The 26,406-nt window shown below is 67.9% G+C and carries 22 protein-coding genes and 8 pseudogenes; 19 read left to right on the top strand and 11 right to left on the bottom strand.

Annotated features, from left to right (window positions below; translation table 11 throughout):
* Positions 1-4 precede the first annotated feature (4 nt).
* The gene (locus OG574_RS01955; RefSeq protein WP_326771542.1) at positions 5-931 is read right to left on the bottom strand and encodes a carbohydrate ABC transporter permease; all 927 of its coding nucleotides are present in this window, start codon (positions 929-931) and stop codon (positions 5-7) included.
* A gap of 254 nt (positions 932-1,185) precedes the next feature.
* On the opposite strand from OG574_RS01955, the gene OG574_RS01950 reads away from it, so the two are divergent.
* On the top strand, positions 1,186-2,190 hold the full coding sequence (locus tag OG574_RS01950; RefSeq protein WP_326771541.1) for a LacI family DNA-binding transcriptional regulator: 1,005 nt from the start codon (positions 1,186-1,188) through the stop codon (positions 2,188-2,190).
* A gap of 192 nt (positions 2,191-2,382) precedes the next feature.
* On the opposite strand, the pseudogene OG574_RS01945 reads toward OG574_RS01950, so the two are convergent.
* Positions 2,383-2,643 (bottom strand): annotated as a pseudogene (locus OG574_RS01945) (Ku protein); the annotation flags it as partial.
* Here OG574_RS01945 and OG574_RS01940 point away from each other — a divergent pair.
* The 3 genes and pseudogenes from OG574_RS01940 to OG574_RS01930 form a co-directional block, all read left to right on the top strand.
* Entirely contained in the window at positions 2,621-3,193 is a 573-nt protein-coding gene (locus tag OG574_RS01940; protein WP_326778326.1) for a pyridoxal-phosphate dependent enzyme, read from the top strand. The pseudogene OG574_RS01945 and the gene OG574_RS01940 sit on opposite strands and share 23 nt — an antisense overlap.
* Positions 3,194-3,280: 87 nt before the next feature.
* Entirely contained in the window at positions 3,281-3,892 is a 612-nt protein-coding gene (locus tag OG574_RS01935; RefSeq protein ID WP_326771540.1) for a peptidase, read from the top strand.
* A 74-nt stretch (positions 3,893-3,966) separates the two neighbouring features.
* A pseudogene (locus OG574_RS01930) lies at positions 3,967-4,317 on the top strand (transposase); the annotation flags it as partial.
* Positions 4,318-4,332: 15 nt separating this feature from the next.
* Here the strand turns inward: OG574_RS01930 and OG574_RS01925 are convergent.
* Entirely contained in the window at positions 4,333-4,875 is a 543-nt protein-coding gene (locus OG574_RS01925; RefSeq protein ID WP_326771539.1) for a GNAT family N-acetyltransferase, read from the bottom strand.
* A gap of 79 nt (positions 4,876-4,954) precedes the next feature.
* On the opposite strand from OG574_RS01925, the pseudogene OG574_RS01920 reads away from it, so the two are divergent.
* Both OG574_RS01920 and OG574_RS01915 read left to right on the top strand, forming a co-directional pair.
* A pseudogene (locus tag OG574_RS01920) lies at positions 4,955-5,256 on the top strand (transposase); the annotation flags it as partial.
* Between the two features lie 182 nt (positions 5,257-5,438).
* Positions 5,439-6,646: pseudogene (locus OG574_RS01915) on the top strand (RNA-guided endonuclease InsQ/TnpB family protein).
* A gap of 19 nt (positions 6,647-6,665) precedes the next feature.
* On the opposite strand, the pseudogene OG574_RS01910 reads toward OG574_RS01915, so the two are convergent.
* Positions 6,666-8,326 (bottom strand): annotated as a pseudogene (locus tag OG574_RS01910) (IS1182 family transposase).
* Positions 8,327-8,493: 167 nt separating this feature from the next.
* Complete coding sequence (locus OG574_RS01905; RefSeq protein ID WP_326771538.1) at positions 8,494-10,098, bottom strand: FAD-binding oxidoreductase; 1,605 nt, start codon at positions 10,096-10,098, stop codon at positions 8,494-8,496.
* Positions 10,099-10,164: 66 nt separating this feature from the next.
* Between OG574_RS01905 and OG574_RS01900 the strand changes: the two genes are divergently transcribed.
* Together OG574_RS01900 and OG574_RS01895 are read left to right on the top strand one after the other, a co-directional pair.
* Positions 10,165-10,803, top strand: a complete 639-nt coding sequence (locus tag OG574_RS01900) for a TetR/AcrR family transcriptional regulator (RefSeq protein ID WP_326771537.1) — start codon at positions 10,165-10,167, stop codon at positions 10,801-10,803.
* A gap of 63 nt (positions 10,804-10,866) precedes the next feature.
* Positions 10,867-11,058: pseudogene (locus OG574_RS01895) on the top strand (SpoIIE family protein phosphatase); the annotation flags it as partial.
* Between the two features lie 1,167 nt (positions 11,059-12,225).
* On the opposite strand, the gene OG574_RS01890 reads toward OG574_RS01895, so the two are convergent.
* The 3 genes from OG574_RS01890 to OG574_RS01875 all read right to left on the bottom strand — a co-directional run bounded on the left by OG574_RS01890 (position 12,226) and on the right by OG574_RS01875 (position 14,467).
* Positions 12,226-12,609, bottom strand: coding sequence for a hypothetical protein (locus OG574_RS01890; protein WP_326771536.1), 384 nt, complete (start codon positions 12,607-12,609; stop codon positions 12,226-12,228).
* A gap of 62 nt (positions 12,610-12,671) precedes the next feature.
* Positions 12,672-13,394, bottom strand: a complete 723-nt coding sequence (locus OG574_RS01885; RefSeq protein WP_326771535.1) for a TNT domain-containing protein — start codon at positions 13,392-13,394, stop codon at positions 12,672-12,674.
* 638 nt (positions 13,395-14,032) lie between these two features.
* Positions 14,033-14,467 carry an IS630 family transposase gene (locus OG574_RS01875; protein WP_442816788.1) on the bottom strand — a complete coding sequence of 145 codons (435 nt, stop codon included), beginning with the start codon at positions 14,465-14,467 and terminating at the stop codon, positions 14,033-14,035.
* 634 nt (positions 14,468-15,101) lie between these two features.
* Here OG574_RS01875 and OG574_RS01870 point away from each other — a divergent pair.
* The 8 genes and pseudogenes from OG574_RS01870 to OG574_RS01830 all read left to right on the top strand — a co-directional run.
* A pseudogene (locus tag OG574_RS01870) lies at positions 15,102-15,335 on the top strand (GNAT family N-acetyltransferase); the annotation flags it as partial.
* A 451-nt stretch (positions 15,336-15,786) separates the two neighbouring features.
* On the top strand, positions 15,787-16,419 hold the full coding sequence (locus OG574_RS01865) for a DUF2461 family protein (protein WP_326771534.1): 633 nt from the start codon (positions 15,787-15,789) through the stop codon (positions 16,417-16,419).
* 414 nt (positions 16,420-16,833) lie between these two features.
* On the top strand, positions 16,834-17,148 hold the full coding sequence (locus OG574_RS01855) for a hypothetical protein (protein ID WP_326771533.1): 315 nt from the start codon (positions 16,834-16,836) through the stop codon (positions 17,146-17,148).
* Positions 17,145-17,279: a hypothetical protein gene (locus OG574_RS01850; RefSeq protein ID WP_326771532.1), complete on the top strand. Its 135-nt coding sequence runs from the start codon at positions 17,145-17,147 to the stop codon at positions 17,277-17,279. Before OG574_RS01855 ends, OG574_RS01850 begins: the two co-directional genes overlap by 4 nt.
* 520 nt (positions 17,280-17,799) lie before the next feature.
* A complete protein-coding gene (locus tag OG574_RS01845; protein ID WP_326771531.1) occupies positions 17,800-18,321 on the top strand; it encodes a hypothetical protein in 522 nt (173 codons plus the stop codon).
* A 56-nt stretch (positions 18,322-18,377) separates the two neighbouring features.
* Positions 18,378-18,455 (top strand): annotated as a pseudogene (locus OG574_RS01840) (hypothetical protein); the annotation flags it as partial.
* Between the two features lie 65 nt (positions 18,456-18,520).
* Positions 18,521-18,934: an ATP-dependent DNA ligase gene (locus tag OG574_RS01835; RefSeq protein ID WP_326771530.1), complete on the top strand. Its 414-nt coding sequence runs from the start codon at positions 18,521-18,523 to the stop codon at positions 18,932-18,934.
* Positions 18,935-18,953: 19 nt separating this feature from the next.
* Positions 18,954-19,367, top strand: coding sequence for a hypothetical protein (locus OG574_RS01830; RefSeq protein ID WP_326771529.1), 414 nt, complete (start codon positions 18,954-18,956; stop codon positions 19,365-19,367).
* Positions 19,368-19,428: 61 nt separating this feature from the next.
* Here the strand turns inward: OG574_RS01830 and OG574_RS01825 are convergent, their stop codons facing one another.
* The gene (locus tag OG574_RS01825) at positions 19,429-20,601 is read right to left on the bottom strand and encodes an RNA-guided endonuclease InsQ/TnpB family protein (RefSeq protein ID WP_326771528.1); all 1,173 of its coding nucleotides are present in this window, start codon (positions 20,599-20,601) and stop codon (positions 19,429-19,431) included.
* A 303-nt stretch (positions 20,602-20,904) separates the two neighbouring features.
* Between OG574_RS01825 and OG574_RS01820 the strand changes: the two genes are divergently transcribed.
* On the top strand, positions 20,905-22,566 hold the full coding sequence (locus OG574_RS01820) for an IS1182 family transposase (protein ID WP_326771527.1): 1,662 nt from the start codon (positions 20,905-20,907) through the stop codon (positions 22,564-22,566).
* A gap of 146 nt (positions 22,567-22,712) precedes the next feature.
* A complete protein-coding gene (locus tag OG574_RS01815; protein WP_326771526.1) occupies positions 22,713-23,285 on the top strand; it encodes a hypothetical protein in 573 nt (190 codons plus the stop codon).
* A gap of 618 nt (positions 23,286-23,903) precedes the next feature.
* Here OG574_RS01815 and OG574_RS01810 read toward each other — a convergent pair.
* Positions 23,904-24,365 (bottom strand): hypothetical protein, encoded by a 462-nt coding sequence (locus OG574_RS01810; protein WP_326771525.1) that lies wholly within the window; start codon positions 24,363-24,365, stop codon positions 23,904-23,906.
* Positions 24,250-25,731, bottom strand: coding sequence for an RHS repeat domain-containing protein (locus OG574_RS52605; protein ID WP_442816787.1), 1,482 nt, complete (start codon positions 25,729-25,731; stop codon positions 24,250-24,252). The genes OG574_RS01810 and OG574_RS52605 overlap by 116 nt, the downstream gene beginning before the upstream one ends.
* A 211-nt stretch (positions 25,732-25,942) precedes the next feature.
* Here OG574_RS52605 and OG574_RS52600 point away from each other — a divergent pair, with 211 nt between their 5' ends.
* Positions 25,943-26,401 carry an IS3 family transposase gene (locus OG574_RS52600; RefSeq protein WP_442816786.1) on the top strand — a complete coding sequence of 153 codons (459 nt, stop codon included), beginning with the start codon at positions 25,943-25,945 and terminating at the stop codon, positions 26,399-26,401.
* Positions 26,402-26,406: the final 5 nt, after the last annotated feature.

Raw genomic sequence — 26,406 nt, 5'->3', positions numbered from 1 at the left:
GCGCTCACGCTCCCTTGCGCATGCCGCGCAGCTGGACCACGTAGGCGACGATCATCGTGATCACGCCCATGACGATGGCGACCGTCGCGGAGTAGTTCTGCTGCTGGCCCGAGAAGGACAGCGAGTACGTGTAGAAGTTCGGGGTGTAGTCGGTGGTGATCGCGTTCGGCGCTAGCTTCTGGAGGATGGCGGGCTCGTTGAAGAGCTGGAAGCTGCCGATGATCGAGAAGATCGTGGCGATGACGAGGGCGCCGCGGATCGCGGGAAGCTTGATGGCCGTGATGACGCGCCACTGTCCGGCGCCGTCGATCTCGGCCGCCTCGTACAGCGAGTGCGGTACGACGCGCAGCGCGGCGAAGAAGATCAGCATGTTGTAGCCGACGAACTCCCAGGTCACGATATTGCCGATGGACGCGAGGACCAGGTCGGCGGACAGTGGGTCGGGCAGCTTCACGCCGAACGCGTCGTTGACGTCGCCGACCAAGCCGTAGCGGGTGCCGTACATGAAGCCCCACATGAGGGTCGCGACGACGGCCGGTACCGCGTAGGGCAGGAAGACGGTGATCCGGAAGAAGTCCTTGCCGTAGAGGCGGCCGCTGTCGATCGCGAGGGCGACGAGCAAGGCGATGCCGAGCATGATCGGCACCTGGATCAGCAGAAACAGTCCGACGCGGACGACTCCGTCCCAGAACTGGCCGTCCTGCAAGGCCTGTTGATAGTTGTCCAGGCCCACGAAGGCGGTGCCGCCGATGAGTTGTGTGCGGAACAGGCTCAGATAGACGGAGTACGCGAGCGGCGCCAGGAAGACCAGGGCGAAGACGAGCACGAAGGGGCCGATGAACCCCCACCCCGTCCAGGAGCGGCGCGCCCTGCGTACCGGTGGCCCGGCCGGTCGCGGCCTTGCGGCGGCCGGCGGCTGAAGCGTCGTCATCTCGCGTCCCTCGCTCGTACGTGTCTCGCGGATGGTGCTCGGATGTTTGCGTAAACATTCCGGTGCACAAGCGACCGCCAGGTATTATGTTTGCGTAAACATTCGGTGGCGGCATGTCTACACTGCCTCGCAGAGGACGGTCAAGAGTCGCCCGTGAACGATCAACTCGACTGGTGAGGCCAACGGTGGGAGCAACGGACAGCGCCCCGGAGCGCGGCAGGACCCACGCCCGGCGCCGCACACACAACGCGTCCATGGCCGACGTCGCCCGGGTCGCTGGTGTCTCGTCCCAGACGGTCTCCCGCGTCTCGAACGGCTTTCCCGGCGTCAACGAGGAGACGCGCGAGCGGGTCCTCACCGCCATGAAGGACCTCGGCTACCGCCCCAACAGCGCGGCGCGGGCGCTGAAACGAGGCGACTTCCGCACCATCGGCGTGATCACGTTCACGCTCTCCACGACAGGCAACATGCGCACGCTGGAGGCCATCGCGACCTCGGCCGCGCAGGAGGGCTACGCGGTCACGCTCCTCCCAGTCGCGGTGCCCACCCAGGACGAGGTGCGCGGCGCGTTCTCACGCCTCGGCGAACTGGCGGTGGACGCGGTCATCGTCATCATGGAGGTCCATCTGCTCGACTCGGCGAGCCTCACGCTGCCGCCCCACGTGAAGGTCGTGGTCGCGGACTCGGACGCCGATGACCGTTACGCGGTGGTGGACACGGACCAGGCGGGCGGCACCCGCGACGCGGTACGCCACCTCCTCGACCTCGGCCACCGCACGGTCTGGCATCTGGCAGGCCCCTCCAAGTCGTTCGCCGCACAGCGCCGAACAGACGCGTGGCGCAAGGCCCTTGAGGCAGCAGGCCGCGCAGTCCCACCGCTCGTACGCGGCGACTGGTCGGCCGATTCGGGCTACCGCGCGGGCCTGCGCCTGGCCGAACAGGACGACTGCACCGCGGTGTTCGCGGCGAACGACCAGATGGCGCTCGGCCTACTGCGGGCCCTGGAAGAGCGGGGCCGCAAGGTCCCCGACGACGTCTCGGTCATCGGCTTCGACGACATCCCCGACTCCGGCTCGTTCCAGCCGCCGCTCACCACGGTCCACCAGGATTTCGCCGAGGTCGGCCGCCGCTGCGTGGAGAGCGCGCTGCGTCAGGTCCGGCAGGGCGAGGCGGAACCCGGTACCACGCTGGTGCCGACACGGCTGGTCGTGCGGGAGAGCACGGGACGACCGCCATCGCGAGAAGGCGGGCGAGGCTAGGCAGTTCCGTCTGGAAGAGCTGGTCGTTCGTCCGGGTGTGCCGTTATCTGACGTGCAGTGGGCCCGGGTTGAGCCGTTGCTCCCGGACCGGATGCCGAAGCCGGTGACCGGTGGCGGGACCACCCCGTTGCGTGGCCGCAGCAGTGTGATCCGTTCCCAGGAGCGGACGGCGACCTTGCACACGCCGACCTGTCAGCTGCGGGCGAGCGCTTCGACGAGCAGCACGTACGGCCGGTCGGCCTGCGGGCCGCCGGGGCCGACGTAGTACGGCCTGCTGTACGAGATCGGGTCGATGGCCTGTCCGGGCACGAAACCGAGTGCCTCCACGACGTGCCTCGTCGCCAGCGGCAGACGCGCCAGGTCCTGATCGGTCAACGGCACCAGTCGCCCGTCCGGCAGCTCCCAGCCGCGCCCGACCTCCTCGTACGGGATTTCACGGTCCTCTGCTTCACAGAACCGGCGGTGCTGTCAGCCGCCGAGAGTCTGGGAAGTCTGGCTTCCGTCGCGGAGCCGGCCCGCGAAGCTTTGCCGCCTACATCGCAGCCCTCCATACCGCCCACGGCCCCGACGTCTGGACTACGCCCAAAACCCTGCTACGCCGCGCCTACCAGGAAGCCATCACGGCCTTGGCACGCCTGGGCGATCTGGCGGCCTCGCCGCCGGGACCGCCACGATCGCCAAGCACCTCCATCCCGACATCAAGGTCATCGGCGTGGAACCGCACGAGGGCGCCGACACGCTGCTGTCGATGCGCTGTGGCCAGCGCATCGCCCTGCCCGAGGCCCCCGCCGCCATCGCCGACGGCCTGGGACACACCAGCCCCTCGCCGCTCACCTGGGCCGTCAACTCACGTCTTCTCGATGCCGTCGTGACCGTGACTGACCAGGACATCACCACCGCCATGGCGTTCGCGTTCCGGCACCTGAAGGTCGTCGCCGAACCCAGCGGCGCCTGCGCCCTGGCCGCCGTCCTTGCCGGTCTTATCCCCACGAGTCGGGGATGATCGGGGTGGTGATCTCTGGCGGCGGCGTGGACTGGCCCACCTTCCACCGGCTGATCAGCCAGGCCGCCCACCGGAAGGAACCCGCCCGTGTCGGATGACCACCCGTTCCCCACGATCACGCAGTACGCCAGCGCGGGCCTGATCGCCGCCTTCGCCTATGGGGGCCGCGCCCACGACGATGATCCTCGCTGGGAGGAGTCCGGCGCCCCGGACTTCGAAACCTACGGCCGGTGGTGCGGACACATGTGCGGCATCGCCTGCCTGCGCATGGCGCTCCTGGCCCGTACCGGCGACGCACCCACCATGTTCGAGCTCCTCGACGGCGCCCGGAAGTACGGGGCGTACACCGAGGACGTGGACACCGGAGCGATCCGCGGCCTGATCTACGCCCCCTTCGTCCAGTACGTAACTGACGTCCACCCACTGGGCGCCGAGGTGCACCCGAACCTGACCGTGCCCGGCCTCCTCGCCCTGCTCGACGCCGGGCGGCTGGTGATGGCCTCCGTGCACAAGGAGATCCGCCGGCCCGAGAACCCCGCCCCCGGCAAGGGCGGGCACCTCGTACTCGTCACCGGCCGCCAGGGCGACACGGTGCACTTCCGCAACCCGTCCGGTCACAACGAGCAGGCCCGTACCGCGAGCCTGGCCGCGGCCGAGTTCGCCGAGTTCTTCGGCGGCCGCGGCGTGTCCCTGACTTGAGGCTGCTACCGCGGCTGACCCATGCCCCGGGCCGGGGACAGGATGTGACGGACCCGGCCCGGTTCCAGACCGCTGACAAAGAGGTGCCCGCCGACCTCGAAGTGCACCTCATCCTCGGCAACTATGTCACCCACAAGACGCCCGTCATCAAGCAGTGGCTGCTGGCACACCCGCGGTTCCACCTGCACTTCACACCGACGAGCTCGTCCTGGCTGAACCTGGTGGAGCGGTGGTTCGCCGAGCTCACACAGAAGAAACTCAAGCGTGGCGTCCACCGCTCCGTCCAAGCCCTCGAACGCGACATCCGCAGCTGGCTCGCCGACTGGAACGAGCACCCACGCCCCTTCGTCTGGACGAAAACTGCCGACGAGATCTTTGACAACGTCGCCACCTACTGCCGACGAATCTCTGACTCAGATCACTAGGACTTGTCCGGGCGATCACGAAGTTGTCGGCGGCAGGTTCTTCATAAGGACGATGCTGTCGTAATTGGTGACGTCCCACCGCCAAGTGCCGATCGGCGCGTAGCCTCGCCGGCGGTACCAGTCGACGAGGTCTGTTGCCTGCGAGGAGGTATCGATGACGACCTGTGTCGATCCAAGGGCAGCAATGCGTGACTCTGCCAGAGCCAGCAGTCGTTGTCCGAGGCCGGTGCCTCTTTGCGATGGCTCGACAGCCAGTTGCCAGAACGAGCCCCCTCCCGCTGGCGCTGGGTATCCGGCCGGAGTGGTGTGTGGAGCCGACACGGTGACGGTGCCGACCAGTACGCTTCCGTTCATCGCGACCCAGCACTCGCCTTTGCTCAGGCGGTGCTGTGTGTCCTGCGGAGTTTGGTAGGAGGCGAAGAAGACCCGCCCGGCAGCGGCGTGGTCTGCGTAGGCGCGGTGGAGCAGGAGAGTGAGCTGCTCGACCGAATCGCCGTTACGGAAACGCCTGACCTGCACGGTCACAGACGGACTTACTTTCGTCGAGTTGATGTTCATCCTGGCAGTCAAGCGCACTTCTGGGGTCTATCGAGCTCAGTCATGTGACTCGCCTTTGGGCCAGGACGTTGTTCTGGGCATGAGGCGGGGTGATCTGACTGATGCCGAGTGGGAACGGCTTCGGCCGTTCCTGCCGGTCAGCAACAGGCGTTGCGGTCGGTGGCGGAATCACGGACAGGTGATCGACGGATTCTGGACCGGGTTCGGACCGGGGTTCAGTGGCGTGACCTGCCCGAACGGTTCGGGCCGTCGAAGACCGTCTATGAACGGCACTGGCTGTGGTCGGCCGACGGGACATGGGAGCGTCTGCTCCAGCAGGTCCAGGCCGCGGCGGATGCGGCGGGTGAGATCGACTGGGACGTCTCGGTCGACTCCACCACATGGGAATGACCGCTGTGTGACCCCATCCCTTCTCTTGCGTGGGTATCCCCGGCTTCAGCCGGGGTGGGAAGCGCATCTCGGGGCTGCTGTGACGGGTCATGTGTGCATGGGTGTTCTGTCTGCGGAGGGGTTGTCAGTGGCCTCGGATATGTTGCTGACAAGAGCCGAAGGGGGTGGGCCGGGTGATTCGTGTGTACAAGTTCGTCATGCGGCCCACGGTGCGGCAGACTCAGGCGCTCGGCGAGATGTTGCGTGATCACTGCTCGCTTTACAACGGTGCGTTGCAGGAGCGCCGTGACGCCTACCTGCACGCCTCGAAGGCGAGCATCAAGTACGGGCAGCAGTCCGTGCAGCTGAAGGACATCCGGTCCTTCGACCCGGAGCGGCAGGGCCGTTGGTCGTTCAGCTCACAGCAGGCCACGCTCCGGCGGTTGGACAAGGCGTTCGCGGCGTTCTTCCGCCGGGTCAAGTCCGGTGAGAGGCCCGGCTATCCGCGCTTTCGTGGGGTGAACTGGTTCGACACGGTGGAGTTCCCGAAGGACGGGGACGGCAAGGTGTCGGGCACATCAAGGTGCACCAGCACCGGGCAGTGGCCGGCAGGGTCAAGACGGTCAGTGTCAAGCGTGAGGGCCGGAAGTGGTTCGTCGTGCTGAGTGCCGAACAGGTCCAGCCCGAACCGCTGCCCGCGACGGGTCTGGTCGTCGGCATCGACCTGGGTATAGCCAACTTCCTCGCCGATTCCAACGGCGGATTCGTCCCCAACCCGCGCCACGGGGCGAAGAGCGCCGCGAAGCTCGAAGCCGCACAGCAGGCCCTGTCGAGGTTTTTGCGTGTGCGCCGCGACAAGCGGACAGCCAACCACCGGAGAGCGGTCGAGACGGTCGCGAAGCTGCACCGCAAGATCCGCCGCCAGCGCCTCGACCACGCACACAAAACCGCCCTTGACCTCGTACGCCAACACGATTTCATCCCGCACGAAGACCTCAAGATCCGCAACATGGTCCGGCGCGCCGCGCCGAAGCCCGACCCTGACACGTCGGGCGCCTTCCTGCACAACGGGGCCAGTGCGAAAACGGGACTCAACCGCTCGATTGCCGATGCCGGATGGGGGGTGTTCCTGACGATCCTGGCCGCCAAGGCTGAAAGCGCCGGACGGGAAGTGATCGCCGTGGACCCCCGCAACACCTCCCGCCAGTGCCCCGAATGCGGGCATACCGGCGCGGAGAACCGGCCCACACAGGAGAAGTTCCACTGCGTCTCGTGCGGCCACACAGCGCACGCTGACACGGTGGGCGCCACCAACGTTCTACGGGCCGGGCTGGTCCGTCGCGAAGCCGTACCGGCGCAGCGAGAAGTCCCCTCATTCATGACTCCGTTGGGAAATCCATAAATCGGCTCTCGGGGGCGGGTCATGCCGCGAGGGTGAGGCGTGCGAGGTGGGAGACGCGGGTGGTGCCGAGTGGGGTGCCCCGCAGCCAGGCGTCGATTCGGGTGAGGTTGAGGGCGGTGGCGGAGAGGACGTTGGCGAGGTGGGTCTTGTGCTGGCCTCGGTAGGGAGTGCGGCGCAGATGGGTGCGGCGGACGGCCTGGGAGATGGTGCCCTCCACCCCGGCTCGCACGTCGTAGCGGGCCTTCCACTCGTCGGTCTGCTGCTCGGCACGTCGTTCTTCGAGGATCTGTTGCTGCTCTCGGGGCAGCAGGGTCAGGCTGCGGCCCCATTTGCCGTTGGCTGCTTTGGTGCAGCGCGCTCTCAGCGGGCATGGATCGCAGTCGGCGAGTGCGAAGTGCACCCGGACGAGCACGGTCCCACTGGCCTTGCGCTGTTGGGACCAGCTGACACTGGACGCGCCCTGAGGGCAGATAACCTTCCTGGCGTTCCAGTTGGTGGTGAAGGCGGCCTGAGTCAGGTCCGGTGCCTGCGCGTCCCGTCCGTTGTGGTGGGTATCAGCGCCGACGGGACCGACCAGGTCGATGCCATGGTCTTCGTGGGCGGCCAGGATGTGGGCGGCGGTGACGTAACCGGCGTCCACCACATGCTCACGCGGCCTCAACCCCCGTTCATCCAGATGCTGGTGGATGGTTGCGGTGACCTCGGTGTCGTTGACGGTGGCGTTGGTGGTCTCCACATTCGTGATCAGGTGGGGTGCGTCCGGCTCGCAGGTCTCGCTCAGGTGGACTTTGAATCCGCACCAGCCCGTCCCGCGTTTGATGCCGTAGTGGGCGTCGGTGTCATAGGGCGAGGACAGCCGGTCTCTGGCCGGCGGGAGGTCCTTGCCCTCCCGCCAGCGCACCCCTGCCCGTCCCGGTGATACTGCTCTGCCCAGGCCCGGCGCAGGATCCGCACTGCGGGCACCTCGCGCAGCCAGGCCACAGCGGCCGGCCCATCAATGGCGTCAAGCAGAGCGAACCCGTCCCGGCCGACCTGCTCGGCCCATTCCCGACGGACGTTCTCCCCTTTCGGGAAGCGGTAGTTGTCGACCTTGGCCCCGTAGCGCTCCACCCACCCGGGGCTGATCAATCCGCTCAGCCAGTCCGGAGCGGCCGCGGCCAGCGCCTCCAGCGCCGCCCGCAGCGTCTCACCGACGAACTCCATCCGGTTCAGCGTGCGCACCGCGGCCAGCACGTGCGTCGAGTCGGTGCGCTGCCGGCCGCCCGCCCGCAGCAGCCCGGCGTCCGAGAGCCGCGCCAGCACCACCTCCAAGACCCGCTCTTCCAGCCCGTGCGTGATCAGACGGGAGCGGAAATCCCCCAGGACGGTGAAGTCGAAGCCGGGATCATCCAGCTCCAGCCCCAACAGGAACTTCCAGTCCATGCGCGCTCGCACCTGGTCAGCGGCCTGCCGGTCGGAGAGTCCTTCGGCATATTGCAGCACCGACACCAGCGCCAGAGCCCCTGGCGAGATCGCGGGCCGGCCTCGATCAGCAAAGGCCCCGGCGAAATCCTCGTCCGTGAACACCGGACCGAGCACTTCCCTGATCCGGATGGCCAAAGTCCCCTTGGGGAACGAGGCCCGCACCACCCGAGCCGTCAGCTCAGGCACTCCGTCATCCGACCGCGACTCCAACGACATCCCGCTCTCCCCATCCCGCCAACGACCATAGCCATCAGCAAGACGAACGACACAGCACTGCCCGAATCACGACTTTCCCAACGGAGTCATTCATGAGGGGGAGGAGTCACGGTGTGTGAAAGCCGCTGCGGCAGTCCGAGTTGCCCTCGTCCGACTGCCCGGTCTTGTCAGTCGAGCAGGACGCCGGGGTTGAGGATGCGGTGGGGATCCAGGGCGTCCTTGGCGGCGTGCAAGGCCAGCGCGAAGGGCTCCGGGCGCTGGAGGTCGTAGCCGGGGCGGTGGTCGCGGCCGACGGCGTGGTGGTGGGTGATGGTGGCGCGGTGGCGGTGCAGGACTTCACCGGCGACGGCTTTGATGTCGTCCCAGACCTTGACCTCGTCGTTGGGTCGGCCGGCGACGGCCACGGTGAAGTAGGGGGCGGCTCCGTCCGGGTAGACGTGGGTCAGGCGGCAGTTGATGGTGGCCGGATGTCCGGTGGCCTTGAGGGCGGCGGCGCCGACCTCGGTGCGGACCTCGTCGATCAGAGCGGGGATCTTGTCCCAGGTGGCTGCGGTTTCGAAGGTCTCGACGACGGCTCCCATGCGGGCCAAGCCGTCGCGTAGGTAGGGCATGCGCAGGAACGCCGAGCGCCAGGCGCTCACGGCGGAGTCGGCCGGGGCGTTGCGGTCGGCCGTATGCGTCTGGCCGTGTCCGCCATGGGTGCGGGCCAGGTCCACGGCGCTCGCGAGGCGGTCGTCGACGGGGCTGGTGGCGGATTCAAAACCCAGGACCAGGACAGTGGAGCCGTTGTGGGAGGCGCCGGAGAGCAGGGCCTCGCCGGGGTCGAGCAGGCGGCAGTTGGCCGGGGCGAGATCGGACTGGGCGATGACACGCACGGCGTCCAGCGCGCGGTGGAAGTCGGTGAAGGCCACGGATGCGGAGGCTTTGTGGCGGGGGCGCTCCTGCAGGCGCATCCATGCCTCAGTGATGATGCCGAGCGTGCCCTCGGATCCAAGGAAGAGCCGGTCGGGCGACGGTCCGGCGCCGGATGCGGGCAGGCGCCAGGACGTGCCGGCTCCGGCGGGCGTGATCACGCGCAGGGACTGCACGAAGTCGTCGATGTGGGTGTGGACGGTGGCGTAGTGGCCGCCGGCGCGGGTGGCCAGCCAGCCGCCGAGGGTGGAGAACTCGAAGCTCTGCGGGAAGTGGCGCAGGGTCAGGCTGTGGGGCCGCAACTGGGCCTCCAGCACGGGGCCGAGGGCCCCGGCCTGGATGCGGGCTGAGCGGCTGGCGGTGTCGATCTCCAGGACGCGGTCCATCGAGGTCAGGTCGAGCGACACCACGGCGCGGTGGGCGTCGCCGCGGTACTCCACGCCGCCGACCACCGAGGAGCCGCCGCCGAAGGGGATGACGGCCACATTGTGCCCGCCGGCCCAGTCCAGCAGGTCGGCCACCTCCTGGTCGTCGGTCGGGTGGGCGACGAGGTCGGGGATCCGGCCGGGCCGACCGCGCAGGGCCCGGATGACGTCGCGGTATGCCTTGCCCATGGCGTGGGCGGCGCGCGCCCGCGGGTCGGCGGTGACCAGGTGTGCCAGGGAGGGCGGGGGCATTACGACGGGGCGAGCGATGGGCAGGTCGGCGATGCGGGGTATCGGCAGCGGACGGTCCAGGGTGCCCGACAGCAGGGCTCCCATCGCGGCGCATTCGGCGTCGTCGGGATGGGCGTCGGCATAGCCCCAGCCCCACCAGGAGCGGGTGCGGGAGTTGCCAAGGTCGGTCGCGGTGGCAGGCATGAGTGCGCTCCAGCGGGTCCAAGTAATTTACCCAACAGTAAATTACCCTAGGGTAAGATTGAGATCATGACAACGCCCTCCTCTAAGGCCGGCACCAAGGGCGTGCCGAGAGCCGACCGCGAACAACAGGTCCTGGCCGCGGCCACCGAGGAATTTGGCCACCACGGCTACGAGGCCACCACCGTGGCCGCCGTCGCCGCCCGCGTGGGCGTCACCAAGCCGCTGGTGCATCAATACTTCGGCAGCAAGCAGGACCTCTACCTCGCCTGCCTCGAACCGGTCGGCGACCGGCTGCTGGGCGCCATCCGCGCCGCGATGGCCAAACACGAGACCGGCGCGCCGCCCACGCCCCTTCGCGTACTGAACGCCCTGTTCACCGCCCTGAACGGGCAGCGCGAAACGTGGTTCGTCCTCTACGACCCCTCGCTGCCGCCCGGCAGCAACGCCGCCCACCGCGCGGCGTACTACCGCGATGCCATCGACGACCTCGCCGCGATCGGCACCGCCGACCTCGTGCACGCCACCGAAACCAGGGACCCACTCGACGCCGACGCCCTCAAACACGCATGGCGCGGCCTGTGCACCGCTCTGGTCCGTTGGTGGATCAAGCACCCCGACCAGTCACCCGAAGCCATGTCCCAGCGCTGCACCCGGCTCTTCGAGGCCAGCCACACCATCCTCGCCGCCGGCGACGACGGCACGTAAGCCAGACCGACACCCCACCCCCTGCTGTCAAAATTCGTGAAACCGGGCGAGACAGGCCGCTACGGCGTCACCGAGGCCCGCGACTCCACCGGCACCTTCTACCCGCTCGCCCAGCGCATCACAGGCTGGACCGAGAACGACCCCGACGCCTTCCTCGTCCGCTTGCGGCGCGACCTGCTGCACCACGTCGGGGGACACCTGAACGACGACGCCGCCATGATCGTCATAGAGCGCACCGCCACGCCCCGGGCCTGATCACCCGGCCCCTCTTGCACCGCTCAAACGTCAGTGGCACGCGCTTCAAAGTTCCCTACGTTGTCTTGCGGGACCGGGCCAGCCCTGGTCGTCGTTCTGAGCCGTTGTTCTGAGCGGCCGTGCGCCGGCCGGAAACTATTCGGCGTCGGGGTCGATGCCCTGAACCCGCGCGAGCGCCCGCAACAGCCGCTTCACGTCGCCCAGTTCACCCTCGATCGAGTCGAGCCGCTGTGTGATGGACCGGTCCCGGGGCGCCCGATCGCATCGGCCACGGAGTCGATGTTCGAAAAGGCCGTGCGCTGTCGACCAGGCCCTACGCGCCGTCTTCGACCCCAGACCGGCAGCCGTGAGCAACGGGCGACGCGGAACCCGCCGACCTGCCCCGTCGGTCTCGCCGACGATCAGCCGGATTGCAGCCGTCAAGAGATCCTCGGGGGCAACGAATATGTAGGAAGCCGTGGCTTCGGCTTCTGTCTGTGGCCGCTGACGGTGCAGTCGACGCAACCGCGTCCGGACAGGACCCAGACGAGTCGCAGATGGGCCATCCTCGTTCCCTCCTCCCGTCACGGGTTTCCCCGCTGATTACGGAGGGTCCCTCGCACACGTCTGAGTCTGGGGGTGGCGAGATTGCTGACCATCGGATTCTCTGATGCCGGCCGACGAGGTAGATAAGGGCGGCTTGCGGGTCCAAGTTGAAGGCCGCGGCGACGAGTTTGGGGTACATGGTGTTCACGAGGTCGACGAGCCGGGTGCCGCGGATCATGCGGGGGGTGGGAAGCCGCAGGAGTTAAGAACATGGGAGGAACGGACAGTTGAGGCCGGGCTCCGACCGGCCTTGTTTGACGTGCGTTGTCCGCCCGCCACCCCTCACGGTGGGCTAGGCGCCCCTGCAACGCCGTCCGGGAAGCGGGGTCCAAGGGGACCGGGTGCACCCGCTTTCCTTCACGATGCTCTTTCGGGCCACGGGGCCAGCATGCCGCTGATCTCGTATCCTCCGCCAGTGCCTCACCGGGCACGTTGTCGAAGGGCCCCGCTGCTTGCAGCGGGGCCCTTCGACGTTCGTGGTTGTCAGCTCGACGCCCAACCCGAATTGTCGTCTGGGAAGGAGGACGATCCCGATGCGGCCGGAAGAGCCGGGGGCATGGGTGCCCCTTGGGTCGGCACCGCTCAGTGGCCACCGTTCGGTGGGTCGCCGCGTGTCCCGCGCCGGCTTTCCGTGAGCGCCTGTTCGAGCTGCTCCTGTGCTCGACGTTCGATGCCCTCACTGTCGTGCAGCATCTCGTCCATCTCCGTCGCTGTGGGCCGGGCAGGCGGCGAACTCTCGTCGGTGAGGCGTTCGTAGAGCCATGCACAAGCCCGGCTTTCGTCGGCGAAGGTCTCCAGCGCCTCGCGTCTGCCGCGCTCGTGGACTCCCACGATCCACTCGCCCTCGCGCTGAGCCAGGTAGTAGCCCTCAAGCGGTGGGTGGCCGCCCGGGCAGCCGGGGATCTCGTAGTGGGCATCGGGAACCCCGGCTGCCCGCAGCGCCTCGCACAGCTGGAAACGGTTCACGGACCAGTCTCCCATCGGGGGCGATCAGTACGAGGGGTGCGCCAGCCGTCGCAGCCGGGAAGCTACGAGGCCGCGAGCCGCACCAAGGTCCCGTTGCGCACCAGGTCCAGCACGGAGGTGCGCGGAATCTTCGGGCAGTACGAGCTTGACGTCACGTACTGGACACCCAGGCCGGGCTGCTCGAACGCCGGGGCGATCGGCCCCGCACACACCTTGACGTCCCGGGTCACCTTGTACAGGTAGTAGTTGTACGGGTGGCGTGGATCGGCGGTGTTGAGGCTGGACGGTGGGATGCTCCGCTTCCCGTACTTGGTGCCGGCGGGGGCCAAGTAGCGGCCTGCCTCATTGCCGAAGCGGTCGACCTTCTGGCCTTTGTGGAGTTCGAGTTCGGCGGCGATCGGCTGTCCCTGGGAGTTCTTCGCGTAACCGTCGGCGTCGGGGTAGCGCCAGTCGCCCTGGCCGGTGTCGGCAGCCGGGTCCCACCACCGGTTCAGGAACTGGGTCGCGGTGAGGTGGCCGAGGCGCTGGTAGCGGTGGAGGGTGTGCGCCACCAGCCCGTGGGTCGGCAGCTTCTTCGGGCCGAGCCGCCAGTCGGTGCAGAAGTAGTCCGAGCGCAGGGGGTACGGAACGGGGTCCGGTACCAGGCCCCGGCAGACGGTTGGCCGGTGCGTGTCATTGGCGTCCGTTGCGACCGGCGCCGCCTGGGCGGCCGGAGTGCCGAGAAACAGCGAGCCCAGCAGGGCAGCCGCGCCGGCAAGCCCGGCACACCGTCGTGGTGATGTCACTACAACTCCTGGTGATCGTCTCTGGGACGCCGTCACCGGGCGGGGCGGCACGGGAAAAGAGGCCGTGCGGACCAGCCCCGGCAGGACGGATGACGACGTGCGGAAGATCACTCAAACCATTTGGGAGAGTGAGAGGCAGTGACGGCGCGAGTGATGCGCCCGAATGAGTGCGCGCCGCGCCCCAACGGGCGATGACCGCCGCGCGTGTGTACGGATGGGCCCAGGCCGCCGCGGCAGGACTCATCGCAACGTCCTCGATCACCGAGCGGGAGTTCTTCCACAGCGCCCGCCGCAGGAGACCACCGGCGCACGGACGCGGCGCTCGGGGTGCCGGAGTGACGCAAACGGCCACCGCCCGATCCCGGGATCTGGGACCAGACGGTGACCGTGCCGCACTCACTCCATGCTGAGGAGGCGACATGCTGTGGGTTGCCTTACCGCTCTTCCTTCGGCGGCTCACCGCGCCCAATAGCCAGGACCAGTGCACCGCTGAGGGCGCGGTGACGGCAACCGTGCCCCGCTTGGCCGCCCCTGACATGTTGACCATGTTGTATTGATCAAAAACTCATGGGGTTCTCGTCCAGGACGTAGCGGACGTGTGGGCCACCGAAGTAGCCGCGGACGATGGGCGGTTGACGTTATCGCCTGCGGAAGAAGCGGCGGGTCTCGGTGGTGAGTTCGGCCTGGCTCCGGGCCCGGTGCTGTCTGGGCAGGCTGTGCTCGAGGTCCGCGTTGACAAGCTCGTCGGGGTTCGGCTCGGGCGAGTACGGCGGCAGGAAGTGCAGCTCGACGTCATCCAGATGGGCGGCGAGCCAGTCATGGACCTTCCTGGAGCGGTGGGCCGGGTGCCCATCGACCACGAGGTGGACCTTGTGGTCGAATTGGCTGGCGAGCCGGTCCAGGAAGCGGCACATCACCGCAGCGGTGAAGCTCTCGGCGAAGACCATGAAGTGCACCCGACCGTTGGTGCTGATCACCGACATCAGGTTCACCGAGAACCGGTTCTCGCTGCGCCGCACCACCGGGGGAGCGATCCGGGACGCACCCGAACACGCCATCTGGATCTGGGGCATCACCGGCAGCCCGCCCCTACCGGGAACTTGAAGCCGCCCTGGCTGCGGCCAGGGCGGCGGACATTTGCGGCGATCCACTCGAATGCCTCGTTTCTGGCACGGAGGAAGATCGTTGTGAGGGCGTGACAGCAGATACGTCGTTTCCTTTCGCCGAGTCCAGCACCCATCGAAGCTGTGCCTGCGCTACCAGTCCTACCGTGCCCCCAGCGCACCCCAGCGCTTCCACTTCAACGCGTACCCACCTGAACGCTCCCCAGGAGAGCAGCTTGCAACGAGAAAGGGTGCATCAGGAACTGCCTTATCTGAAGGACTTTCTCAATACATTGGACCGACTGCAGGTCGACTTTCAGCAACGGCTCGGAAGTATCGAGCCGACTGTCCTACGTAGGCAGACAGAGCAGACTACTTCCGTGCAAGGAGTTGAGGACTCCACACAGCCCTGGGAAGGTGCCGGATGCGAGCACCAGCTGGGAGTGAAGGCTGTCTGGAACATCCGTGACGAATCACTGTCTGTCTAGCCCCGCCGTTTCGGTTGGGGGGTGATGAGGCCGAGAGCGGCGGGGGCGGGGCGGGGGTGGGATTCACCCGGCCCCGCCCCCGCCGGTTTTACAGAAGGGTCCGGTACGCAATCCGCGTGCTCATCGGGCAGTCCGCAGACCTTGCCGCAGACCCCGTCCTGCCCGACGGCGTGACCCTCCGCCGTGTCACCGCCAGATCAGACCTCCAGCGCATCGCCGCTATGGAGAGCATTGTCTGGGGCGAGGACTGGAGTTGGCTCGCCGGCGACCTGGCCGCCCGGATCGAGAATGCCCCAGAGAACACCATCGTCCTCGTCGCCGAGGCACGCACCGAAGTCGTCTGCGCCGCCTGCGCCGGACGGCGTCGAGCCACTGCGGCAGCTGTTCGCCCTGGCGCTCGGTGAGCATCTGAGCCGAAGGAGCGGACGCGGCCGGTGAGGGCATCGAGTTCGGGGCAGCGGACCAGAGCGGCCTTGAGCCGAAGGTGCTCCGTCTCGGTGAGGCTCTCCGGCCGGCGGAGGATCCATCCGGCGACGACCCGGGGTGACGGTGGGCGAGCTGTGACGAGGCCGGGTGAGAACCGCTTCTCCCGGAAGTAGGCACGAACGCGCTGGCAGTTGCCCTGATAGCCGAGCGGCACGATCTCCTCCCATGCCGTCCATGCGTTGGTGCAGCCTTGGGTCCAGCGGTCATCCAGGTAGGGCTTGAAGGCGTCGAGTTTGGATGGCCGACCTTGCCGCTGCCGTGGAACAGTGTGGCTCACTCTCCGCGCGCGGATCATGGGTGAGCTATCCTCCGCGCATGCGCGGACAGTTCACCGGCTGGCCGGAGCAGGCCATGGACGTGTTGTGGCAGCTCCAGGGCGAACCCACCCACGCGACCCGCGAGCGCTACCGCGCGGACCGCGAACGTCTGATCCGGCAGCCGATGATCGCGCTGCTCAACGAGGTCGCGGACACCGACCCCAAGTACGAGGACTTCTCCGTCTGGCACTATCGCACCGACTCCTGGTGGTGGCAGCACCAGGGCGCGGTGATCCGGCTCGGCCGCAAGATCGAGATCGGTCTCCGGTTCGACCTGGACGGCCTGCGGATCCAGGGCGCCTGGTGGTACCCCGATCCCGGCCAGGTGGACATGTTCCGCAAAGCCGTGGCCTCCGAGGGGAGCGGCCGCGAACTGTCCGCCATCGTCGAGGACGTGCGGAAGAAGGGCTACGACATCTCCGGGGACGTGATGAAACGCCCCCCGCGCGGCTATCCGACGGACCACTCCCGTACGAAGCTGCTGCGCCACCGTTCGCTGATCGCCGCCCGCCCTCTCGGCTGCGAGGAGTGGCTGCACACCTCCGAGGCGGTTGACCGGGTCCTCTCGGCCGCCGCCGACCTGGACGCCCTGCTGATGTGGCTGGTCCGCCACGTGAAGGGCGCCGCCTGACATCACGAGGCCGCCGCGCGGAACGGGAGAACCACACCGTGCCGCCGGCCCCCCCGCGCTCAGAAGGTGATGCGCACCTTCAGCGCCGACCGGTCGTCCATCGCCCGATATTCGTCCGGCACCTCGGCCAAGGGGACGGCACGGTCGAAGACGGGCCCCAGAGAGCACATCCAGCAGGAGTTTGAGAATGCAGGCGCGGACCGGGGCGATGCCCCGCGCGGCGCGATGTTGCGGTCGAACATCCGGCGGCAGAACGGCCCCCGCGTTTCCCGTCGTTCGGCACCCCCACACAGCCGACCGCACCGCCGTCCCGGGTGATAGCGGGCCGTGAGACACCGCAGGTCAGCGATCTGCCCGTCCGGAGCGGCCTCAGTAGACCCGGCGGGGATGCACCGAGAGCCGAGACAACCGCAGATGAAGCAGCGTGAGACACCGCGAGAAGCCTACGAGGAGATCGCCGAGCACCTGGGCATTGATGTCGGCGGAGCCAAGGGAACAGGCAGCCGCATGATGATGTGTCTCGCCGCCCTCAACGCCCCGCACGCCGTGCTCCTCGGCGTCCAGGCCGGACTCCTTGAAGGGCGCGTCAAGAAGCGCGACCAGGGCCTCCCAGGCAACCGCCGACTTGGCGTCACCGACCTGTCCCGCGGCCAACGGCGGGCCGCGGCCGTCGGCGAAGCCCGTCGCCGCGGACTCATCTCCAACCAGCCACAGAGGGACGCCGTATGACCGAGCCCCGCCCCCTGACCGACGAGCCGACCCTCGAGCAGCAGTTGGACAACGCCTACCGGGAGCACGCCTACCTCGTCGCCATGACCTCTGGCGCTGTCATCGCGCCCGCCCGCGCCCGATATCGATGACGAGGACAGCTGGCAGATCGCGCACCTCAACATCGGTGGCCGGCAAGCGAGCTGGCACATCAGCCGGCGTGACTCGGACCTGCTCGAGGCCGTAGAACACGTACCGGCCGACGATCCGCGCGCCCGCTGGGACGGCGACAGCACCGAAGGCAAGTACGCCCGCCCGCATCCGCCAGCACACACGGTTGCTGTACCGGGCCTGCGGGCCCGAGTGCGCAGAGATGCATCGAGGCGGACACCGCTGCCGCCCCAACAAGCCCGGCTCGGAGGGCGGCTCGTCGATAGCCGACTGCGCCGCGGACGACCGCCGCTGGCTGCTGGAGAAGGAGGGCGAATGACCGCGATCTGCGTCGCCTTGGGCTGCGTCTTCGTCTACGCCGTTCTCGCTCCGCCGCCCGCCTACCACTGACAGCCCGCGCCGACCCACAGCTCTGCCAGCCCCTGAACCACGGGACGGGCAGGGCGACTTGGCAGATCTGGCACCTCGCTGCACCGCGCGGCCCGTGCTACACCTCTGGCTATGAACTCCTCTGGCAAGGACGGCAGTTCGGGCTCTGTGCACGAGTGGATCAACTCGTTGGGGGTGTTGTGCGCGGTCGCTCTTTCCCTCTTCGCTCTGTATCGCGATCAGACGCAGCGGGCCAGCGACGAGGAACGGGAGGCGATGAAGGTCGCCGTGTACTGGAATGGTCCCGCGGCTGCGCCCACCGGGGTGATGGTGGAGAACCAACAGTCGGTCCGCATAGTGGATGTGACCGTTCGGCTTGAGGTGGGCGGCGCGAGCGTCCAACAGGTTGAGTTCGGTGAGGTGCATTCATGCACGATGGATTGGTTCTCGTTTGGTGACCATCAGTCACAGGTCCGCACTGACGCCATGGTCGTGCTCCAGTTCCGGGACGGCTCGGGGCGTCGGTGGCAGATGAAACCGGGGGCGGTCCTGAACAAGATCGACGACAAGGAGTCTCGCCGGGCCGACGGGGACGAGCTGGTTGCCGCCTGGGGCCTTAAGCGCGGGACCAGCCCCTCCAACGGCTGCGGCTAGCGCCCGGACGGGCGGCTTCTCGCCGGTGGTGATGCGCCGGGCCCTGGCCCGCCGATCTGCCGCACCTCGGCCGCGAGTTCGCGTATCGCGCCGTGACCGAGGGCGTCGACGCCTGCCCCGACTGCCGTCCCGACACCGAGCTCGGCATTCTGGGGAAGGCCAGCGGGCGGTCACGGCCTGGCCGCCGCAGGCTGGCGGCGTGGAGTATCCCGTGGCTGTCGCGCTCGCCGAGGCCGTCCCCACGCTGCCCAAGGGACCAGGCTGGTGGTACGAGATCAAGTTCGACGGGCACCGCACCGTCCTGTGGCGTGACGCCGAAACCGTCCGGCTGCAGGCCCGGTTCGTCCGGACGGTCACCTCAGCGTGGATGGATCTCGCCGTGGCCGGCATGCGCGCGCTGCGCCCCGGCACGGTCCTCGACGGCGAGGCAGTGATCGACAACGAGGGCCGCATCGACTTCGCGGCCGCGCAGTTCCGCGCGAACTCCGGCCCCGCCCGCGCCCGCCGGCTCGCCTCGGCGCTTCCCGCCTCCTACGCAACTGGAGATCCGACGGGTTCCCGTACGGCCTCCGCGCGTGCGTACCCGCTGTTCGTGCTGGCCACGGACCTATGAGCAGGGTCCACACGATCGTATGAGGTTCTCCCGATTACTGGCGGATTCCTGGAGTTCGGCCCGTAATTTACTGGCTCGTGGCGAATTCCGGGACACGTCGCTTCTCGCTCATCACCGGCAAGGACGGGACGGGCGAACAGGGGCGGCCCCCGGCAGGACGCCGGGCTCGCTGACGTACAGCAGACAGACCGCCGTCGATGACGCTGAACCGCAGATCAGTCCGGAAGTCGTCAAGGCAGCGTTCGACAAGGCCGGCGTCGCCCGCGGCAAGCTCCGCCAAGACCGGATCTTCGACGAGGCCCGCGAGACCGCCGATCCCGTCCGCCTCATGCACGTCTTCGGCCTTTGCAGCGTGACCGCCACGAGATACGTGGTCGCGGCCCACCCGGACAGAATGGTCGACCCGATCCAACCGTCAACTACCCGGTCGTGAAACGACCGGGCTTGCTGCTCGAGTCATCACTGGCTGTGATGGGGTCGGCTGCGTCCAGTTCTCACGCGATGAGGTTGAGTTCAGGGGCCGTTGACTGAGCCCCGCAGACCCACACCATCCAGCCGCGTTGGCGGATGTTGTGGGACGCGTTGTGGTCCGCGTGCTCAACGAAGCCGCAGACCCGGCACGAGAAAACAGCCTGGGCAGGCCGGTTTCCGCGTTCGATGTGATGACACTGCGAGCATTCCTGGCTGGTGTACGCCGGATCGACAGAGACGACCGGCACCCCGGCCCGCTTCGCCTTGTAGACGATGAACGAGCCGAGTTGCGCGAATGGCCAGGAGTGGAGCGTGGTGCGTTGGGGCTTTCTCAGCCGTGCCCGCTCGCGGATGCCCGTGAGTGTCTCCAGGGCGATCCCGCGACCGGTGCGTTCAGCCTCCGCCACGATCCGCTTCGAAATCTTGTGGTTGATGTCCTTGTTCCGCCGGGCTTCCTTGCCCGCGTACTTCTTCGCCCGCCGCTTGGCGGACTTGGTCTGCTTCTTCTGCAGCTTGGACCGCAGCTTACGATCCCGTTCCCGCTTGCGGTTGACGCGGCGACCGCAGTGTCGGGCCCCGTCGGAAGTGGCCGCGATGTTCACGATCCCCAGGTCCACCCCGAGGAACCCGACCGGCTGAGTGTTCGGGGCGGCTTCGGGGATCTCGCAGGTCGCGATCAGGAACCACTTCCCGCCCTGGCACACCAGGTCGGACTCACCCTTGCGGTGCGCAGCCAGGACCTCCAGCTGCCCGGCCTGCCCGGTGAACCGCACGCCCTTCAGGCGGCCGGCGGTGGTCCAGATCGATACCGTGCGTGCCTGGTGCTGCCAGGACAGCATCCGGTCGTCGTAAGGCTGCGCCGCCTGGGGCCGGAAGACCACCGGTTTGCCCGAGGCGCGAGTGTGCCGCCTGGAACCGGGCCGCCCGTAGCGGCCGTTACGCAGGTTCGCCTTCAAGGTGGTGTAGGCATCGCAGGTCTTCTTGATGGCGTGCTGGGCGGCCTGCGCGCCAAGCCCCCACCTGACCCGGACCTCGGCATAGGTGTGCTTGCGCAACTCCAGCGGACGTCGCGCGTTTTCCTCGAATGCAACCCCGGCCGCCCAGGTCGCCGCTTGATTGCAAGCATGCAGGGTCGCCTCAAGTGCCGCCGCCTGTACGGGCGTCGGCAGCAGCTTCACCCTCACCACCAGCTTCACGATCAGCGAACCTATACACCTGGACGAAGACCCACCACACGTTCGCCCCGCCTCACCCGAAGGAGCGATACCCGCTCCGGCCCTGCCCGCGCACACCGCCGTGGCCCGGCTCCGCCGGAACGCCCCGGGCCGCTCCGCGGCCGTCATGGCCTGCGGCACGTCACGGCGACGCTCCGCGTCGCACCCCGTGGATGCGATTCCTCCCGGGCGTGAACGACTCCGTTGGGAAAGTCGTGATTCGGGCAGTGCTGTGTCGTTCGTCTTGCTGATGGCTATGGTCGTTGGCGGGATGGGGAGAGCGGGATGTCGTTGGAGTCGCGGTCGGATGACGGAGTGCCTGAGCTGACGGCTCGGGTGGTGCGGGCCTCGTTCCCCAAGGGGACTTTGGCCATCCGGATCAGGGAAGTGCTCGGTCCGGTGTTCACGGACGAGGATTTCGCCGGGGCCTTTGCTGATCGAGGCCGGCCCGCGATCTCGCCAGGGGCTCTGGCGCTGGTGTCGGTGCTGCAATATGCCGAAGGACTCTCCGACCGGCAGGCCGCTGACCAGGTGCGAGCGCGCATGGACTGGAAGTTCCTGTTGGGGCTGGAGCTGGATGATCCCGGCTTCGACTTCACCGTCCTGGGGGATTTCCGCTCCCGTCTGATCACGCACGGGCTGGAAGAGCGGGTCTTGGAGGTGGTGCTGGCGCGGCTCTCGGACGCCGGGCTGCTGCGGGCGGGCGGCCGGCAGCGCACCGACTCGACGCACGTGCTGGCCGCGGTGCGCACGCTGAACCGGATGGAGTTCGTCGGTGAGACGCTGCGGGCGGCGCTGGAGGCGCTGGCCGCGGCCGCTCCGGACTGGCTGAGCGGATTGATCAGCCCCGGGTGGGTGGAGCGCTACGGGGCCAAGGTCGACAACTACCGCTTCCCGAAAGGGGAGAACGTCCGTCGGGAATGGGCCGAGCAGGTCGGCCGGGACGGGTTCGCTCTGCTTGACGCCATTGATGGGCCGGCCGCTGTGGCCTGGCTGCGCGAGGTGCCCGCAGTGCGGATCCTGCGCCGGGCCTGGGCAGAGCAGTATCACCGGGACGGGCAGGGGGTGCGCTGGCGGGAGGGCAAGGACCTCCCGCCGGCCAGAGACCGGCTGTCCTCGCCCTATGACACCGACGCCCACTACGGCATCAAACGCGGGACGGGCTGGTGCGGATTCAAAGTCCACCTGAGCGAGACCTGCGAGCCGGACGCACCCCACCTGATCACGAATGTGGAGACCACCAACGCCACCGTCAACGACACCGAGGTCACCGCAACCATCCACCAGCATCTGGATGAACGGGGGTTGAGGCCGCGTGAGCATGTGGTGGACGCCGGTTACGTCACCGCCGCCCACATCCTGGCCGCCCACGAAGACCATGGCATCGACCTGGTCGGTCCCGTCGGCGCTGATACCCACCACAACGGACGGGACGCGCAGGCACCGGACCTGACTCAGGCCGCCTTCACCACCAACTGGAACGCCAGGAAGGTTATCTGCCCTCAGGGCGCGTCCAGTGTCAGCTGGTCCCAACAGCGCAAGGCCAGTGGGACCGTGCTCGTCCGGGTGCACTTCGCACTCGCCGACTGCGATCCATGCCCGCTGAGAGCGCGCTGCACCAAAGCAGCCAACGGCAAATGGGGCCGCAGCCTGACCCTGCTGCCCCGAGAGCAGCAACAGATCCTCGAAGAACGACGTGCCGAGCAGCAGACCGACGAGTGGAAGGCCCGCTACGACGTGCGAGCCGGGGTGGAGGGCACCATCTCCCAGGCCGTCCGCCGCACCCATCTGCGCCGCACTCCCTACCGAGGCCAGCACAAGACCCACCTCGCCAACGTCCTCTCCGCCACCGCCCTCAACCTCACCCGAATCGACGCCTGGCTGCGGGGCACCCCACTCGGCACCACCCGCGTCTCCCACCTCGCACGCCTCACCCTCGCGGCATGACCCGCCCCCGAGAGCCGATTTATGGATTTCCCAACGGAGTCGTGAACGCCCGGGGTTCCTCGCAAGAATCCGCTGAACAACTGAGCCAAGGACCAGGTCTGTTGGTTCGTAGACACTCAAGTTCGCCCCTGAGTACGGTTTTGCTCATGCAGTTAAGCGTCGTGCTTCCTTTGGTGGTCACGGTGTTCGTGGCAGCTACTGGCTACGCAGCTACTTACCTGACGAATCTTCGTCTGGAGCGCCGCAAGGAGCATCTGGACAGGGTCAATCGTCAACTCAGCGAGCTCTACGGTCCGCTCTATGCACAGGCAGAGGCAGTGGATCGAGCCTGGCACAAGTTCGTCGCCGTCAGCGGGAACGTCTGGGCCCGGCCATTCCCTGTCACGTCGGAGCAAGCAGCCGCCTGGCGCCTGTGGATGTCGACGGTCTTCATGCCGCTCAACCGGCGCATGGTCGAGACCGTCATCTCCCATGCTGACCTCCTGAGGGAAACCACCATCCCGGAGCCTCTGAAGGAGTTGTGCGCGCACGTGGCCTGCTACGAGCCGCTCGTCGCTCGATGGCAGGAAGACGGGTTCGACTCTGTCGACTTCGAGGATCACGTGTCGATCGCAGGAAACTTCCCGCGCATTGGGTTGGACGCCTACCTGCGTAGCTCGTTCGAGTCGCTGAAGCTCGAACAAGAACGACTCTTGGCACAACTGCACCGGTCGCGCTGAATAGCGTTGCGATGCTCCGAACCCGTCGTATGCTTCCCCTGACACGCGGGACGCACCTGCGGGTTCGCACTCAATGACCTTCAGGAATCGGCGAACCCGTCGGTCTCGGTATGGGTGGTCGCAGGCCGCGGCGATGTCGTGCTCGCTGGAAGCCCGGTCGCGGACGTCGTAGACGGTCAACAAGCCCGCGTACAGGCTCAACCCGATCCCGCCCACGGCCATCGTCTGCCACAGCCGGCGCCAACCCGCACTCATCATGTTCCCTCGTCGATCCCCTTCGCAGCGGCAGCCACGTCGGTCACCGAGCGGAGAGGGGGTGCGTCTGAGCACTGCAGTTGGCCCGACAGATTGCCGAGGCCTCCGGTGCAACACCTACAGAGGCCGGCGCCGCAGGTCGTCGAGCGGAATCGCACGATCGCCTCTCTGCTGCGCCGCCGCTCCTGCCGCACCGAAGTCGGGCCGTTGGCAGACCGATCGTGCCCCGGGTTGTCAGTGGCACCCAGTACGGGCGGAGTTCTTCTGCGGCACCCGCCGCAGGAGACCACCGGCGCACGGACGTCGCGCTCGGGGCTCGCGGAGCCTGCGCCGAGCGGGGCTCTGCCGTGGGTTCACCGTGCGTCAGATCTGCTCCGCGAGGCGCACGTAGTCGTAGTAGAGAGGGTCCCCGTCCTCGTCCACCGGGTACTCGTAGCTGCTCTGGTTGGCGAGGACGATCTTCAGCTCCGGCAGCTCGTCGAAACCGAGGTCGTTCTCGGTGATCTCGTGGCCCCGCTCCGCGAACAGCTCGAAGAGGTCCACACTCGGGGTGCGGAAGACGTCGAGACCGTCGAGGAGCACTCGTACGTCGGCGTCCTCGTCGAGGAACCGGAACAGCTCCACGCCGCTCAGCGCGCCCTTGGTGAAGCCGAGCATCACGTTCAGGCCGGACGCGTCATGCTTGAGCAGGATCTGCCCGGGCTCCGGATCACTGGAGGCGACCCGCAGCAGCCCCCACGCCTGGACCGCGTCGCGCGCCTCCTGCGCCGACATGCCGAGCCGCAGCGGCCCGACACCGACCAGCGGCAGTAGTTCCAGTTCCATGTTCCGTCCTTCGCCTTTCTCGATGCCCTAGTGACGTGCCGCGGGCCTCATGCGAGAAGAGCGGCCTTGTCGATTTCCCATCCTCGCGTCTTGCGAGCATGTCCTGGAGGGGCTTGTTGTCATCCAGGCTGGCGACCATGTCCTTGATGTGCTGATCGTAGGTGCCGGGGAAGCGCCGCTTGATGTCGTCGATGTCCATGCGCATGGCGTCGGTGATCCGCCCCGAGTTGATCAGCTCGCGCTGGTACTGCTGCCATGCCTGCGACTGCAGTGAGTACCCGGTGCTGTACAGCTGCTCGTGGTGGTCGCGCTGCATGCGGATGGCCGGGCCGTTGTTGACCTTCTGCTTCTTGTGCGGCTTGTTCGCGATGTAGAAACCGGGCTCGATGACGTCCTTGTACGCCGACTTGGCCGGGATGTGGTTGACCTCCATCGGCTGCGGGTACTTCGACCCGTCTTTCATCGTGTTGGCCGGCAGCAGGCCGCCGTACCAGCCGCTCTCCTGCGTGCAGCCCTTCGCGACCAGGCCCTCGGCGTCCATGAACGTAAAGGGATTGACGACGTACGCGGCCGGGTTGGGCGCGGGCACCAGGCCGAGCGGGTCGGCCGACACGTAGCGGGTCGTCTCGGGGTCGTAGTGCCGGTTCAGGTTGTAGTGCAGGCCCGTCTCCGGGTCCGCGTACTGGCCGGGGAAGCGCAACGGTGTGTGTGCCTGGGCGTCGCGGTTGCGCGTGGTGATGCCCCAGACCGTGGACCGCTTGTACCAGGCGATGTAGCCCCGCTCGCCGACGAGTTCCGTCGGGGTACCGATGACATCGGTGACGATGGCGAAGAACCGGCTGTCCACCTCGTGCTGTACGGCGTCTGCGGGAATCCGCCGCTCCAGCTGCGACATCGGCTGCAGGCCCTCGTACTCCCAGGTCAGGGTCACTCCGGTGGTCGAGTCGGTCTCCTCGGCCAGCTGGGTGCCCTCCCAGGCGAAGCGGACCGTGGCCACCACGCCGCTTCCGTCCGCCGCCATGCGGTGCTTGGCCGTGCGGCGGCCCACGGCGTCGTAGGTGTAGTGCCACTCGGTGCCGTCCTGCGTCGTGCACGAGACGAGACGGTCCTCCGCGTCCCAGACGTAACGCCAGGTGTCGGGCTTGCGCGACGGCCGTCGCTTCTGGCGCAGGACGACCCGTCCGGCGTCGTCGTACTCGTAGCGCAGCCCGTCCGCACCCAGCAGCCGGGTGCCCTCGTAGGCGCGCTCACCGCAGCTCCCGGTGGACCGGGCGGCGGGCCAGTGGGCGTCGGTCTGGTTCCCGGCGTCGTCGTAGGCGTAGCGCTCCGCCCAGTCGCCCGCGGTGACGCCGACCGGACGCCCCACCGGGTCGAGCTCGAACAGCTGATCCGTTCCGTCGTGCCGCTCCGTGACCCGCGTCAGGAATCCGTCGGCGAGCAGGAGGCGACGATCGAGGTCCTGGGAAAAGCGACCGCCTTCTTCGCGCAGCAGAAGACGAAGTAGCCGGGCGCTACGCGTTCATCGATGCGGAGAAGGCGTCCGAGGCCAGGCCGGACGGCCGTCCGGTGGCGTTCTTGTGCCGGGTGCTGAAGGTGTCCCGCTCGGGGTACTAAGCGTGGCTGGCCGCTCGGCCGGCACGGCGGGCGCGGAGCGCGCGGAGGATGAACTCGTCGCGGAAATACGGGTGTTGCACGCCGCCTCGCGTGGCGCTTACGGGGCTCCGCGTATCCAGGCGGCCCTGGCGCGGGCCGGACGGAGGGTGAACCGGAAGGAGATCGAGCGGCTGATGCGCGAGCACCGCGTGTGCGGGACCACCCGGTGCCGTCGGCGCGGGCCGACGCGGCAGGCGCGGCGGGCGGTGTTCGCCGCGGACCTCGTCCGGCGGGACTTCACCGCTTCGCGTCCCGGGACGCGGCTGGTCGGTGACATGACCGAGCCCCCCGCCCGTACCACGTCCCCCGCCCCAGGTCGGTCTGTCCTACATACCGGGCGACACCCTCGTGCTCTGCACCGACGGGCTCATCGAACGCCGTGACGAGG

Origin of the sequence: Streptomyces sp. NBC_01445, from assembly GCF_035918235.1 — a bacterium.
GTDB lineage: Bacteria > Actinomycetota > Actinomycetes > Streptomycetales > Streptomycetaceae > Streptomyces.
This window is presented reverse-complemented; position numbering and strand designations above follow the sequence as displayed.